The 14,416-nt window shown below is 62.2% G+C and carries 9 protein-coding genes; 6 read left to right on the top strand and 3 right to left on the bottom strand.

The window, feature by feature from the left end; genetic code table 11:
* The first annotated feature begins 221 nt into the window (after positions 1-221).
* Positions 222-569: an ATP-dependent Clp protease adapter ClpS gene (gene clpS, locus KUV86_RS17200; RefSeq protein ID WP_206944514.1), complete on the top strand. Its 348-nt coding sequence runs from the start codon at positions 222-224 to the stop codon at positions 567-569.
* 180 nt (positions 570-749) lie between these two features.
* Positions 750-3,026 (top strand): ATP-dependent Clp protease ATP-binding subunit ClpA, encoded by a 2,277-nt coding sequence (gene clpA, locus KUV86_RS17195; protein WP_222485889.1) that lies wholly within the window; start codon positions 750-752, stop codon positions 3,024-3,026.
* 413 nt (positions 3,027-3,439) lie between these two features.
* Here the strand turns inward: clpA and infA are convergent, their stop codons facing one another.
* The 3 genes from infA to aat form a co-directional block, all read right to left on the bottom strand.
* Positions 3,440-3,658 carry a translation initiation factor IF-1 gene (infA, locus tag KUV86_RS17190; RefSeq protein ID WP_013332816.1) on the bottom strand — a complete coding sequence of 73 codons (219 nt, stop codon included), beginning with the start codon at positions 3,656-3,658 and terminating at the stop codon, positions 3,440-3,442.
* A gap of 273 nt (positions 3,659-3,931) precedes the next feature.
* Positions 3,932-4,678 (bottom strand): arginyltransferase, encoded by a 747-nt coding sequence (locus KUV86_RS17185; RefSeq protein WP_222485887.1) that lies wholly within the window; start codon positions 4,676-4,678, stop codon positions 3,932-3,934.
* A gap of 207 nt (positions 4,679-4,885) precedes the next feature.
* Positions 4,886-5,611 carry a leucyl/phenylalanyl-tRNA--protein transferase gene (gene aat, locus KUV86_RS17180; protein WP_222239297.1) on the bottom strand — a complete coding sequence of 242 codons (726 nt, stop codon included), beginning with the start codon at positions 5,609-5,611 and terminating at the stop codon, positions 4,886-4,888.
* A 139-nt stretch (positions 5,612-5,750) separates the two neighbouring features.
* Between aat and KUV86_RS17175 the strand changes: the two genes are divergently transcribed.
* From KUV86_RS17175 to KUV86_RS17160, 4 genes are all read left to right on the top strand, one after another.
* Positions 5,751-9,491 carry a DNA translocase FtsK gene (locus tag KUV86_RS17175; RefSeq protein ID WP_261397699.1) on the top strand — a complete coding sequence of 1,247 codons (3,741 nt, stop codon included), beginning with the start codon at positions 5,751-5,753 and terminating at the stop codon, positions 9,489-9,491.
* A 190-nt stretch (positions 9,492-9,681) separates the two neighbouring features.
* On the top strand, positions 9,682-10,320 hold the full coding sequence (gene lolA / locus KUV86_RS17170; RefSeq protein WP_206944357.1) for an outer membrane lipoprotein chaperone LolA: 639 nt from the start codon (positions 9,682-9,684) through the stop codon (positions 10,318-10,320).
* A 454-nt stretch (positions 10,321-10,774) separates the two neighbouring features.
* Entirely contained in the window at positions 10,775-12,562 is a 1,788-nt protein-coding gene (locus KUV86_RS17165) for an acyl-CoA dehydrogenase (protein ID WP_222483662.1), read from the top strand.
* Between the two features lie 130 nt (positions 12,563-12,692).
* The gene (locus tag KUV86_RS17160) at positions 12,693-14,321 is read left to right on the top strand and encodes an acyl-CoA synthetase (RefSeq protein ID WP_222485885.1); all 1,629 of its coding nucleotides are present in this window, start codon (positions 12,693-12,695) and stop codon (positions 14,319-14,321) included.
* Positions 14,322-14,416 lie beyond the last annotated feature (95 nt).

Below are 14,416 nucleotides of genomic sequence, written 5' to 3'. Positions count from 1 at the left end.
TCGTTGTCAGTGCTGACAGACAAGGCCCTCGCCCTCGCCGGCGAGGGCCTTTTGCATTTTGTCCGCGTAGAGGGTGAAAGCCGCGTCGGGATTCCCGATAATGAGAGGGAACCCTACCGCGCCCCAGACGTCCAATGCTCGACGCGGGTGAGCGCGGGCACCCGATTGACAGTGTGAGGCCTATGTTCAACGCAAGAGACGAGGATCCGCTCTGGATCCAGATGCCGGTGGCAGGAATGACGCGTCCGCCGGGAGAGCCCGACGAACAGGACGACGGTGACCTGGCCACTCAGGAAGCCGATCCTGAGTTAGCCAAGCCACCCATGTATAAGGTTGTCTTGCATAATGACGACTTCACCCCCATGGAGTTTGTGGTGGAGGTTCTCAGGACGTTCTTTCACCTGGATAGCGAGACGGCCGTGCAGATCATGCTGACAGTGCACAGCCATGGCAAAGCCACCTGTGGCGTCTTTACCCACGACATTGCCGAGACCAAGAGTCACCAGGTCAACGAGTATGCCAGGGAGTGTCAGCATCCTCTGCTGAGCGATATAGAAGCGGCGGACTAGGTGGAATCCTGAGAATCGCTGATCTGCCTGTGATGTGGGCGCATGAGGCGGCACATGCGTTAACGGAGACGCGTCCTTCGTTGACGAAGAACTTGCAACGGCGCCATTTGTACCCGATGTTGATGGTGCCGGACCATAAAAGATCCGACGCAAGCCCTAGGCGGCGAGAAGGGGACTGCCATGCTGAGCAAAGAACTTGAACTGACCCTGAACACGGCCTTCACCGTGGCGCGCTCCAAGCGCCACGAGTTCATGACCGTGGAGCACCTGCTGCTGGCACTTCTGGATAATGCGTCAGCATCAGACGTGCTGCGTGCCTGCGGGGCCAACCTCGACAAGCTGCGGTCTGACCTGCAGGACTTTATCAATTCCACGACGCCGCTGATTCCGGAAGACCAGACCGAGCGCGAGACGCAGCCGACCCTCGGGTTCCAGCGTGTCCTGCAGCGTGCGGTCTTCCATGTGCAGTCTTCAGGCAAGAGCGAAGTGACGGGCGCCAACGTGCTGGTGGCCATCTTCTCCGAGCAGGAGAGCCAGGCGGTCTACTTCCTGAAACAGCAGAACGTGGCCCGTGTCGACGCCGTCAACTATATCGCTCACGGTATTTCGAAGGTGATCGGTCACGGTCAAAGCCCGGCGGCATCGTCGCCGGAGGCAGAAGATGCTGAAGATGGCAGCACCGAGGCCGGCGGCAACCCGTTGACCGGGTTTGCTACCAACCTCAACGAACAGGCGCGTATGGGCAAGATCGATCCGCTGATCGGCCGCGACCACGAGCTTGAGCGTGTGGTGCAGATTCTGGCACGCCGTCGCAAGAACAATCCGCTGCTGGTGGGCGAGGCCGGGGTGGGCAAGACAGCCATCGCCGAGGGCCTGGCCAAGCGCATCGTCGAGGAGGACGTTCCCGACGTGATCGGGGATGCCGTCGTGTACTCCCTCGATATGGGCGCCCTGCTGGCGGGTACCAAGTATCGCGGTGACTTCGAGAAGCGCCTGAAGAGCCTGCTGGCCGAATTGCGCAAGTTGCCCAACGCGATTCTGTTCATCGACGAGATTCATACCGTGATCGGCGCGGGGGCGGCCTCTGGCGGGGTGATGGATGCCTCGAACCTGCTCAAGCCTCTGCTGTCTTCCGGCGAGTTGCGCTGCATCGGTTCGACCACCTTCCAGGAGTTCCGCGGTATCTTCGAGAAGGACCGGGCGCTGGCGCGTCGTTTCCAGAAGGTCGACGTCCTGGCTCCCTCGGTGGAAGACTCCATCAAGATCCTCAAGGGCTTGCGCTCGCGCTTCGAGGAGCATCACCAGCTCAAGTACACCGACGCTGCGCTCGACAGCGCGGCCCGCTTGGCCGACCGTTACATCAACGACCGCTTCCTGCCGGATAAGGCCATCGATGTCATTGACGAAGCGGGCGCTCACCAGCGCTTGCTGCCGCCCGAGATGCGTGTCGATACCATCGATGTGGATCAGGTCGAGGCGGTAGTCGCATCGATTGCTCGAATTCCGCCGAAGAGCGTGTCCAGCTCCGATCGCAAGCTGCTGGAGAATCTGGATCGGGATCTCAAGATGCTGGTGTTCGGCCAGGATGAGGCCATCGATAGCCTGGCGGCGGCGATCAAGCTCTCTCGCGCTGGGCTCAAGTCTCCTGACAAGCCAGTGGGCAGCTTCCTGTTTGCTGGCCCGACGGGGGTGGGCAAGACCGAGGTGGCTCGCCAGCTGGCGCACATCATGGGCGTCGAGCTGCTGCGCTTCGACATGTCGGAGTACATGGAGCGGCACACCGTTTCACGTCTTATCGGCGCACCTCCTGGCTATGTAGGGTATGACCAGGGCGGCCTGCTGACAGAAGCAGTGACCAAACAGCCCCATTGTGTGCTGCTGCTGGATGAAATCGAGAAGGCACACCCGGAAGTGTTCAACCTGCTGCTGCAGGTGATGGATCACGGGCGTCTTACCGACAACAATGGTCGCGAGGCGGACTTCCGTCATGTCATCCTGATCATGACATCCAACGCGGGTGTGGAGATCGCGACGCGCCGCTCCATCGGCTTCCAGACCCAGGATCACTCCACCGATGCCATGGAGGCGATTCGCAAGACCTTTACACCGGAATTCCGCAATCGCCTGGACGGCATTATCCAGTTCTCGGCGTTGCCCAAGCCGGTGGTGCGCAACGTGGTCGACAAGTTCCTGGTGGAACTGCAGGCTCAGCTAGACGAGAAGCGTGTTCAGCTGGAAGTCGATGACGAGGCGAGAGATTGGCTTGCGACCATGGGCTATGACCCGGACATGGGAGCTCGCCCGATGGCAAGGTTGATTCAGGAGAAGCTGAAGAAGCCCTTGGCCGAGATGATCTTGTTTGGAGATCTGGCTGAGCACGGGGGTGTTGTCCATGTCAGCCTCGAAAGTGGCGAGTTGCATCTCTCCACCGATGTGGAGCTGGCCGATGCGCCCTGACTGAGCTCTCTGGTTTAGGCCGCAGCGAGTCTTGAGGACACCGCTGACGCAAGAGATGACGCCCTGTCTTATGACAGGGCGTTCTTGTAGGTATCGCCTGCTGGCTCGCTTGCCCACGGGACCGGGCAGCAAGGCGGCAGGGTGTGAAAAACGCAGGCGAGTTCCGGACGCCAAGCGCCACCCTGCTACGTAAATCGTGGCAGGGGTGGGCTGCGCAGCAGGCGGCTTTTGCGCCAGGCTCCGGAGTTATCCGCACCAGTGTCAGGTGTGCTCCAGCACTGGGCGATAGGGGCCGAATGCCGATGGGCATTGACCCGAATATCAGGGAGCTGCGCTTGCCGGCGAGGCGGGCACGCCCGACGGGCGCGATACCGGCAAGTGGCGTCTACGCAAAGCGCTGACGCCGGCCGATCTCAACGAGAACGGTATACGATGCGACCCTTGGACAGGTCATAGGGAGTCAACTCGACCTTGACCTTGTCCCCGGTCAGGATGCGGATGTAGTTCTTGCGCATCTTGCCCGAGATGTGGGCGGTGACCACGTGGCCGTTTTCCAGCTCGACCCGGAACATGGTGTTGGGAAGCGTGTCGACGACCACGCCTTCCATTTCAATATGGTCTTCGCGTGCCATATAGGCGAATCCTCGCATGTGTAGACAGAGTGATGCCCGACCGCGCGGCGCGACTGCCGTTACTCTGGTCAGGATAGCGCGATATTCTGCCGGATGCTGGGGCAGATGGCAAAGTGAGTTGCCTGAAAAAACGGCAGATGTCTAGGCTGAGGTCTGACGCCTTTGGCGTTTACCCTGTCACTGGCATGCCGTCGTTGCTGGCGGCATAGGCTGTCTGGATCGAGTGAGCAGTGGCGACCCTGGCGCGACTCAGGGCGGTACAGCGCCAGGCGTTCAGCTGTGTTCGGTAGGTACCAGCCGGCGCCACAGGCGTCCGTCCAGCCTTTCGAGGGGAGTGAAGTTGCTCTTGTAGCTCATCTTGCGACACGCCTCGATCCAGTAACCCAGGTATACGTGGTCAAGCCCTTTCGCCGACGCCATCTGGATCAGGGTGAGCACCGCCTGGGTGCCAAGGGATCGCCTCTCGAGGCTCTGCTCGGGGTCGAAGAAGGTGTAGATGGCTGACAGGCCGTGGCCGAGTTCATCGAAGGCGGAGACCGCCACCAGCCTGTCGTCGAGTCGCATCTCCAGCAGTCGGGCATAAGGCTGGTCGAGACTCAGAAAGGTGCGGTACTGTTCATGGCTTGGGGGGAACATGTCGCCATCGTGGTGGCGAGTGCAGATATAGCGCGCATAGAGATCATAGTGGGAAGAGTCGAAGCGGGCAGGTACCACATCGACGGTCAGATCGGCATTGCGCCGCATCAAGCGTTTCTGGCTCCTGTTTGGGCGAAATTCCGCGACAGGAATTCGCACCGAGACACAGGCATGGCAGCCTTCGCAGTGGGGGCGGTACAGGTGAAGCCCGCTGCGCCGAAAGCCGAGCAGCGTCAGCGCATCATATACACTCGGCCCCGGCGATTCCTTGGGATCAAGGAACAGCGTGGTCGCCTCTTTTTCTGGCAGGTAGCTGCAAGCGTGTGGCACCGTGAGGAAAAACCTCAGGTCGCGGACCGGTTGCCGCGGTGTGTTGCTGCTCAAGGCGGCCGTCTCCCTGTCGGATGGCGTCTCGTCGGTCGTCAGGCAAAGGCATGACCCGCTGCAATGGTCTCAACTGCCATGGTCTCAACTGCTGTGGTCTGAACTGCCGTGGTCTGAGCTGCAATGACCTCAACTCAATCATCTCAACTCAATGATTCCCACAGCAGGGGGCGTGGCGATGCACCCACTGCGATGGCAAGCGCCGAGTCAGACGTTGTCGACGCAAGCCACGTCAGCAAAAGACCACGCAGGCGTGACCAGAGCGTCTGTGTCCAGGCCATCCAGCCACTTCTCAAGATAGCCGATGAACTCGGATCGGGCGATACCTCTAGCGCCCAGGCTGGCCAGATGCGGGGTCTGCATCTGGCAGTCGATAAGCTTGCCGGCTCCCCGCTGCATCGCATGTGCCAGGTGGACCAGGGCGATCTTGGACGCGTCAGCCTCGCGACTGAACATGGATTCGCCAAAGAACACAGGACCAAGTGCTACACCATACAGCCCGCCTACCAGAGTGGTGTCACGCCATACTTCTACCGAATGAGCCACACCCATGCGGTGGAGTTGGTCATAGGCGCTGCGCATCTCGTCGATGATCCAGGTGCCATCCTGGTCGCCACCTCGGGGAGCAGCGCAGGCGGCAACCACCGATGTGAAGGCGCGATTGGCGGTGACCGTAAAACCTGCATTGCGGACGCGTTTGGCCAGACTCCGACGCACGCGCAGTTCGTCGGGACGCAGTACCATGCGAGGATTCGGACTCCACCACAGGATGGGCTGGTCATCGCTGTACCAAGGAAAGATGCCGCGACGATAGGCGGCAATCAACCATTCGGGGGTCAGGTCGCCCCCTGCAGCCAACAAGCCGTCGGGGTCGTCAAGGGCCGTCTCGACGCTGGGAAAGGCGACCGGGTAGGGGGATAGCCAGGGTAGCATGGGGCTCCCTTCAACAGGGTTTTTGATCAACAGGCGAGTGTGCCCCCAGATGGCGGCACGCTCAAGCCGTCTGGGGCCTATTCGCTCACCGGCTGGCTCGGTATCATGAGGGCCAGTCAGTAGGATGGAAGACGCCGCCATGGCGCAAGGGGAAGGCCATTTGAGTGCCAACAAGAAGTCTGTGTCGTCTCGAGCGACGGCGGCAGCTGCCAAGGAGACCGCCAAGAAAGTTGGCCTGCGTCTGCACGGCTCTGCCAGGGAAGGTGTCATCATCGTGCTGCTGGCCGCCTGTGTGTTCCTGTTGCTGGCACTGTTCAGCTTTGAACCTGCAGATCCTGGCTGGTCGAGCAGCGGTCCTGAAACCGACGTCGCCAACTGGATGGGGCCGATCGGCGCCTGGCTAGCCGACGTGCTGTACTCGCTGTTTGGGGTCAGTGCCCTGTGGTGGCCGGGAATGCTGGCGTTCGCGGCGTGGTATCTGATTCGCTCCCGGCGGGTCGAGTTTGAGTGGGATGCCACTGCGCTAGCCGTTCGCTGTGGCGGCCTGGTGCTGCTGCTGCTGGGATCGACGACTCTCGGCGCGCTGTATTTCAACCACCCGGAAAGTGTGTTGCCGTATTCCACTGGCGGCATACTTGGCGTGGGGCTGGTCGGTGCGCTGCGCCCGCTAGTCGGGTATGGCGGCACAGGGCTGCTGGCGGTCGTCGGGATTCTGGGCGGGATGCCATTGTTCACCGGCTTGTCCTGGCTGAACGTGATGGACGAGGCCGGTCATCGTTGCCTGCTGTTGGGGCATTGGATCAAGGCGCGTTTCGCGGGCGGCAAGGATGCCTCCGACGAGGCTGTCTCCGCGCGCAAGCAGGCCCAGGATCCGGCTCTTTCGGATGCTGAGGCGGATCGTGTGGAGTCAACGGTCGAGGACCACACCCAGCGCGACATTCAGGACGAAGACGAGCAAGACGGCGCCGCAAACAAGCCTGCCTGGTGGCAGCGCTTGCTGGGCCGTCGTCGCGATGTCGCCTCCGAGCGCCCGCAGTGGGACACCGAGGACGGCACCGATATTCCATGGGAGGTGGCGGAATCCACGCCGTCAGCCAAACAGCCGGGGGCTGCCTATACCGAACGACTGGCGACAGCCGGCCATAGCCGCGCGGCCACTGAGCCCTCCATTGGGCTGAGGGCAAGCAGGGAGGAGCCAGCGCCTGCCCTGGATGCTGATGAGCGTCATGGGCGTGCCCCCGCTGCTAGAGATTCTGTCAGCCCCTCTCGGGAACACGAAAGGGAGGCTGGGACAGCCGCTCGCCGTGAGCCGTCTTTTGGCAGTGCACCAACCTCAGCCCGCGAGCGCCGGGAGCCCACCTTGGGCGCGAGTCTCGGGACAGGCCCGAGTGACGATACGGTTGCGGGCTCGCCAACACGACACTCCGCTGACGTCAGGCGTGACACCCGCCAGCCCGCGGAGCCAACGTTTGCCCTGCGCGCTGAGCGCGATGAGCCCGCCGCCGGGGCTGCTGCCCCTGAGCCGGCGGCCTCGATGCCCCATGAGACGCGCAGCGTGGCCCCAGAAAGCACCAGTGCCGAGGCCCAGGAGCGCAGGCTTGACGCTGACACCGCGCAGAGCGGCGTATCAGCCTCTCCGGCGCCTCAAGATCACGCGGGCCAGCGTGCAGCCGAAGATGCCGCTGACGCCGGTGCGACGACATCGCAGCCTCCGTCGCCGGCTCACGCCGAGGACGAAGCGCCACCTCAGGGCTCTGCTATTCGGGGCGCTGCTATTCAGGGACAGCACAGTACGAATCAGGGACAGCACAGGACGAACGCCCCGCAGCCGCCCAGCGAAGCTGCATCCTCCACAACTGCTCCCTCTACAACTGGGCCCTCCACAGCTGGTTCCGCCACAGCTGGTTCCTCCACAGCTGGCGCTGCAGCTCCCGCTGCTGCTACCCCTGAAGCGCCTCAGCGCGAAGAAAGGCGGGCGGAGGATATCCCCGAGCCGGTGTTGCCAGACGACGGCGGCGCGCTGGCTGGTGGCGCCCTGGCGTCCAGCGCTGGACTGCTGTCATCCACGCACGAGGTCCCTCGGCGGGTGGTGAGCGCTCACCATGACAGCGTGTCGCAGCCCACCATGGACAGTCGGCAGCAGTCGTCTGTGACGGCGGCAGAGGCTCCGCCAAGGGGCGACGCCTCTTCAGCTGAGCCATCGGCCGAGGACCGCGGGCATGTCCACCACCAGGATAGCGATGCGCCGGTCACTCCCCATGTGGCGACAGCGGAGCAGGGGAGGGAAGCGGCCGATCAGGGCGGCCCGACGCTGTGGACCGTGGAGCACCTGCAGAACCAGCGTTCCGGCTTCGATGATCTGCCCGAACCCGATGGTGACTTGCCGGGTCTGCGACTGTTGACGCCGCCGGAGCCGCACCAGCCCAACTACACCGAAGAGCAGCTTGCCGACATGGCGGAGCTGCTGGAAATGCGCCTGCGCGAATATGGCGTGAAGGCCGAGGTGGTCGACACCTGGCCGGGTCCGGTCATCACCCGCTTCGAGATCAAGCCCGCAGCGGGAGTGAAGGTGTCCAAGATCAGCAATCTGGCCAAGGATCTGGCGCGTTCGCTGATGGTCAAGAGCGTCCGCGTGGTGGAGGTGATTCCAGGGCGTCCCACCGTGGGGATCGAGATTCCCAATCCCAACCGGGCCATGATTCGCCTGCGCGAGGTGATCGATTCGGATCGCTATCAGGACGAGGCCTCCGCTCTGACCATGGCATTGGGCCAGGACATCGGGGGAGCGGCGGTGGTCGCCAACCTGGGCAAGATGCCTCACGTGCTGGTGGCCGGTACGACCGGTTCGGGCAAGTCCGTCGGGGTCAATGCCATGTTGATCTCGATGCTGCTCAAGGCGACCCCTGACGAATTACGCCTGATCATGGTCGATCCCAAGATGCTTGAGCTGTCGGTCTACGACGGAATCCCGCATCTGCTGGCGCCTGTCGTCACCGACATGAAGGAAGCCGCCAACGCGCTGCGCTGGTGTGTGGCCGAGATGGAACGCCGCTACAAGCTGATGGCGGCCATGGGGGTGCGGAATATCGCCGGCTTCAACAGCAAGCTGGATGAGGCCGAGCGTGCCGGCGCCCAGGTGGCGGATCCGTTGTGGGAGCCTCAGCCGTGGGAAATGCATCAGACCCCTCCGGTGCTGGAAAAGCTGCCGTACATCGTGGTGGTGATCGACGAGTTTGCCGACATGTTCATGATTGTCGGCAAGAAGGTCGAGGAACTGATTGCTCGGCTGGCCCAGAAAGCGCGCGCCGCGGGTATCCATCTGGTGCTGGCGACCCAGCGCCCGTCCGTGGACGTGGTGACCGGCCTGATCAAGGCCAACATTCCCACGCGCATGGCCTTCCAGGTGTCGTCGCGAGTGGATTCGCGCACCATTCTCGACCAGGGCGGCGCTGAAAACCTGCTCGGTCACGGCGATATGCTCTATCTGCCGGCCGGCTCGGGCCAGCCCACTCGCGTTCACGGGGCCTTCGTCGATGATGACGAAGTTCACCGAGTGGTCGAGGACTGGAAGCGCCGTGGCGAGCCTGAGTACATTGACGAGATCCTGTCGGGAGGTGTCTCCGCCGATGCCTTGACCGGGCTGGAAGCTGAGGGCTCCGGTGACGACAGCGATGCCGAACAGGATGCGCTGTATGACGAGGCGGTGGCTTTTGTTACCGAGTCGCGGCGCGCATCTATCTCCGCCGTGCAGCGGCGTTTCAAGATCGGCTACAACCGGGCCGCGCGTCTGGTGGAAGCCATGGAAATGGCCGGTGTCGTGTCCTCCATGGGCACCAACGGCGGACGTGAAGTGCTGGCACCGCCTCCCGCAGGAGGCTAGCCCCCGATCGTCGCATGCGTCGCTTTTTGGCGACGCATGCGGCGCTACCATGAAACGACCATGCAACAGACGGTTGCGTTTGAGACCCATGGCAACTTGCCAGGCATACTGGGCTCAAAGGGACATGCCCGTTCATGCCGGAGCATCTTCGGCACGACAGGGAAATCGACCATATCGACGGAGAGACGCTATGCCTGCACGCCTTACCCTGACTTCCGGCCTGGCCACGCTGGCACTGGCACTTGCGGTGCCTGCTACTGCGCTGGCGGATGGTGCCGAGCGACTGACGCGCATGCTGGAGCCGCTGAACACCTACTCTGCCGATTTTGAACAGCAGATCCTGGACGGCAGCGGTCAGCGACTGCAGCGTACGGAGGGTCACATGTGGCTGTCACGTCCCGGCAAGTTCCGCTGGGAGGTAGAGGCGCCATATGAGCAGGTGGTGGTATCGGACGGCAGCGAAGTCACCTTGTTCGACCCGGACCTGCAGCAAGCTACTATCCAGGCCCTGGACGAACGCGTTACGCACACGCCTGCCTTGCTGTTGTCGGGAAGTGCCAGCGAGCTGACCGACAGCTATAACGTGTCGAGCTCCCAGCAAGGCACCTCGGAGACCTTCACGCTGGAACCCAAGGCAGCCGACACCTTGTTTGAAAGCCTGCGCCTGACCTTCTACAGCGAGGAGTTGGCGGCACTGGAAATGACCGACAGCACCGGCCAACGCACGGCGATTGCCTTTGACAACGCCGAGCAGAATGGCCAGATCGATGACGGGCGCTACCAGTTCGATATTCCCGAGGGTACCGATGTCATTCGCCAGACACCCTGATCCACGGGTCCGGTAGGGTCGTCGCTCTGATGTCTTGGCCTGTCACGGCCGGTCAGGGCGTAACAGAGACCCGCGACCTGATGCCGCCGTCGCCCCTTCGGGCGGCGGCGCTGTCTTTTCTGGCCACTTTTTTTCTCTGACCCCCTTTGCCGCAGCCTCCGTTCTGATCACCGCCTTCATCGCTTCTCGCTTTTCTACTCTCCCTTATCCCTTATTCCTGGGGGCATGCCTCGTCACCTCTGTGTACGGCAGGATGTCTGCCGAGCACTGACAGGGCGTCGCCACGGGGCCTGGCCCTGGGCAGTTGCTGGCCCCATCTCAGTGCGTGCACCTTGCCGGTCTGAGCATGGACCTTGTCGAAGATCACCGTTTTACGGTTTTTCGACCTTGGCCCAATAGTTTGCGTCGACTAGGGAATCTACTATCGCGGGTATCGTTTTCATGAGGTGCCCCCATGTATCCCTACGCCGCTCCTTTGAAAGACATGGCCTTTGTGCTGAGTGAGTTGCTTGAGCACAAATCCCTGGACCTGCCGGTCTTCGGCGAGGTCAGTCCTGATCTGATAGATGCCGTGCTGGAAGAAGCCGGAAAGCTAGCCACCGATGTCTGGGGGCCCCTGAATGCCACAGGGGATCGCCAGGGCTGCCAACGACGCGACGACGGCGGGGTGACGCTGCCGGATGGGTTTGCTGAGGCTTACCAGGCCTACGCGGAAGGCGGCTGGAATGGCATTGGTGTATCCGAGTCGCTGGGCGGACAAGGGTTACCGGAGGTGGTGGCCAGTGCTGTCCAGGAAATGTTGCATGGCGCCAACATGGCGCTGGGCCTGTGCCCTATGCTGACAGCCGGTGCGATCGAAGCACTGGCGCACCATGGCGATGAAGCACTGCGCGAACGCTACCTGGAGCGTCTGGTCGAGGGTAGCTGGACAGGCACCATGAACCTGACCGAGCCCCAGGCAGGCTCTGACCTGTCACGCGTACGCACCCGAGCGGTGCCAGAGGGCGATCATTTCCGCGTGTTCGGTCAGAAGATCTTCATTACCTGGGGGGAGCACGATGCAGCCGACAATATTATCCACCTAGTGTTGGCACGCACCCCTGATGCGCCCGAAGGCAACAAGGGCATCTCGCTGTTTCTGGTACCCAAGTTTCTGGTTAATCAAGACGGTAGTCTGGGCGAGCGCAATGACGTCGTGTGCGCGTCCATAGAGCACAAGATGGGGATTCATGGCAGCCCCACCTGCACCCTTAGCTTTGGTGAAAAGGACGGGGCCATCGGCTATCTGGTCGGTGAACCCGGACGCGGCCTGAATCATATGTTCACCATGATGAACGAGGCACGTCACAAGGTAGGGATTCAGGGCATCGGTGTGGCAGAGCGTGCCTGCCAGCATGCCGTGGCCTACGCCAACGAGCGCTCCCAGGGAAGAACACCGCCAGCCCGAGGTGGCGAGGCCTGTGATATTGCCCAACACCTTGATGTGCGCCGCATGCTGCTGTCGATGCGGACCCGGACGGACGCCTTGCGCGCCCTGGCGTTGCTCTGTGCGCAGCAGCTGGATGTTGCACGGCATCACGATGATGCCAGCGTCAGACAGGCCGCCCAGGCCCGTGTGGATGTGCTGATTCCTGTGGTCAAGGGCTTTTCCACCGATCAGGCCGTGGAGATTGCCTCCATGGGGGTGCAGGTGCATGGCGGGATGGGCTTTATCGAGGAAACCGGTGCTGCCCAGCTGCTGCGAGATGTGCGCATCGCGCCTATCTACGAAGGTACCAATGGTATTCAGGCCCTGGATTTTGCCGGGCGCAAGCTGCAACGTGATGGTGGCGCGGCGATGTCGAGCCTGCTGGATGACGTCGATGGCACCGCCCAGGCGCTGGGGTCTCACCCGTCACTCGAAAAGCTGGGCCATGAGCTGGCGGCGGCGACCCAGGATCTCCGGGCCTGCCTTGCCAGGGTGCTGGAAGAGGGCAGCGACGAACACAGCGGACCGGATGCGGTGCAAGCCTACGCCACTCCCTTGTTGTCATTGGCAGGACACGTTCTGTGTGCATGGCAGATGGGGCGTGCGGCTCTGGTCGCACGAGCCGCTCTGGACGCCGGGCAGGATGACGAGTTCTATCGTCGCAAGCTGGTCTGTGCCGACTTTGCGATTCGTCACTGGCTGCCCGAAGGGCGCGCGCAACGGTCTGTGATCGAAGCCGGTTACCAGGACTGGCTGTCACTGTCACTCGCGTGATCTCGTGGCCGCCGAGCCTTCTCGGCGGCTATCTTTGTTTCAGGCCCATTCCACTTGCCATTTATCCTTCGCCAACGGAAGACGCAGGCCGTCACTGGGTCAACATGCGCCATAAAATAAGGAGTTACTAATGAGTAGTCTTTATGACCAGGGGATGCCACGCAACACAGCCAACCATGTGGCGATCTCTCCGTTGACCTTCATCGAACGTACGGCCAGCGTCTATCCCGATCTGCCTGCCATCGTGCACGGACAGGTGCGCCGCGACTGGGCCACCACCTGGCAGCGTTGCCGTCGCCTGGCCTCGGCGCTGGAGCAGCGCGGGCTTGGCAAGGGGGATACCGTATCGGTGATGTTGCCCAACGTGCCGGCCATGTTCGAGGCCCACTTCGGCGTGCCCCTGGCAGGCTGCGTGCTGAATACCTTGAACATTCGCCTGGATGCGGCGGCCATCGCCTACATGCTGGAGCATGCGGAGACCAAGGCCATCCTGGTAGACCCCGAGTTCGTCGAGGTGGTGGGCGAGGCGGTGAAAGGCCTCGAGCATCCCCCTTTGATCATTGATGTGCTGGACCCTGAGTTCGAGGGGAACGCCGAGCGTCTGGGGCAGCTTGAGTATGAAGCGCTGTTGGCGGAAGGTGACCCTGAGTATCCCTATCGGCTGCCAGAGGACGAGTGGGACGCGATCTCGCTGAACTACACCTCGGGTACGACCGGCAAGCCCAAGGGGGTGGTCTACCATCACCGAGGCGCCTACTTGAATGCGGTCAGCAATATTCTTGAATGGGCCATGCCACACCATCCCGTCTACCTGTGGACGTTGCCCATGTTCCACTGCAATGGCTGGTGTTTTCCCTGGACCATCGCCGCCAACGCCGGGGTCAACGTATGCCTTCGCAAGGTCGACCCCAAGCGCATCATGGAGTTGATCGCAGACGAGAAGGTCAGCCACTTCAGCGGGGCGCCGATCGTACTTAACGGCCTGGTAAACCTTGAGGCGGCAGACCGTCGATCCATCGATCATCCGGTCAAGGCGACGACGGCCGGAGCGGCACCGCCAGCGGCGGTGATCGCGGGCGTTGAAGCGATGGGAATCGACGTGACCCATGTCTATGGTCTGACCGAGGTCTACGGTCCGGTCACCGTGTGTGCCTGGCGCGAAGCCTGGGATGCGTTGCCGCTGCAGGAGCGCGCCCGCCTCAAGGCCCGACAGGGTGTGCGTGGTCACATGCTGGAAGCACTCTGTGTGGCCGATCCGGTGACGCTGGAGCCTGTGCCGAAGGATGGGGAGAGCATTGGCGAGATCATGATGCGCGGCAACAATGTCATGAAGGGGTATCTCAAGAATGAGGCCGCCACCCGAGAGGCGCTGGACGGCGGCTGGTACCACACCGGCGACCTGGCGGTCTGGCATGCCGATGGCTATATCGAGATCAAGGACCGCTCCAAGGACATCATTATTTCCGGGGGCGAGAATATCTCGACGATTGAGCTCGAGGATGTGCTGTATGCGCATCCTGGCGTCGAGGAAGCCGCCGTGGTGGCGCAGCCCGACGAAAAGTGGGGGGAGAGTCCCTGTGCATTTATCAAGCTCAAGGCGGCTCATTCTGAGGTGACCGAACAGGACATCATCGAACACTGTCGCGAGCGCTTGGCGCGGTTCAAGGTGCCCAAGCGCATCGTGTTTGCCGAGCTGCCGAAGACTTCCACAGGCAAGATCCAGAAATTCATGCTGCGTCAGCAAGCCAAGGAAAGCTGACGCTACTCGCCCAGGGTAAGTTACCTGCCGAGGAACGTTGCATGACGCCGCCGGTCATCTCCGGCGGCGTTGCTATATGATCCAGCGTGGTCGTG

It is taken from the genome of Halomonas sp. DP8Y7-3, from assembly GCF_019801675.1.
Lineage (GTDB): Bacteria > Pseudomonadota > Gammaproteobacteria > Pseudomonadales > Halomonadaceae > Halomonas > Halomonas litopenaei_A.
This window is presented reverse-complemented; position numbering and strand designations above follow the sequence as displayed.

Coding starts and splice junctions, on each gene's coding strand:
- clpS (WP_206944514.1), top strand. CDS start 222: ATGCCGGTGGCAGGAATGACGCGTCCGCCGGGAGAGCCCGACGAACAG.
- clpA (WP_222485889.1), top strand. CDS start 750: ATGCTGAGCAAAGAACTTGAACTGACCCTGAACACGGCCTTCACCGTG.
- infA (WP_013332816.1), bottom strand. CDS start 3,658: ATGGCACGCGAAGACCATATTGAAATGGAAGGCGTGGTCGTCGACACG.
- aat (WP_222239297.1), bottom strand. CDS start 5,611: ATGCTACCCTGGCTATCCCCCTACCCGGTCGCCTTTCCCAGCGTCGAG.
- KUV86_RS17175 (WP_261397699.1), top strand. CDS start 5,751: ATGGCGCAAGGGGAAGGCCATTTGAGTGCCAACAAGAAGTCTGTGTCG.
- lolA (WP_206944357.1), top strand. CDS start 9,682: ATGCCTGCACGCCTTACCCTGACTTCCGGCCTGGCCACGCTGGCACTG.
- KUV86_RS17165 (WP_222483662.1), top strand. CDS start 10,775: ATGTATCCCTACGCCGCTCCTTTGAAAGACATGGCCTTTGTGCTGAGT.
- KUV86_RS17160 (WP_222485885.1), top strand. CDS start 12,693: ATGAGTAGTCTTTATGACCAGGGGATGCCACGCAACACAGCCAACCAT.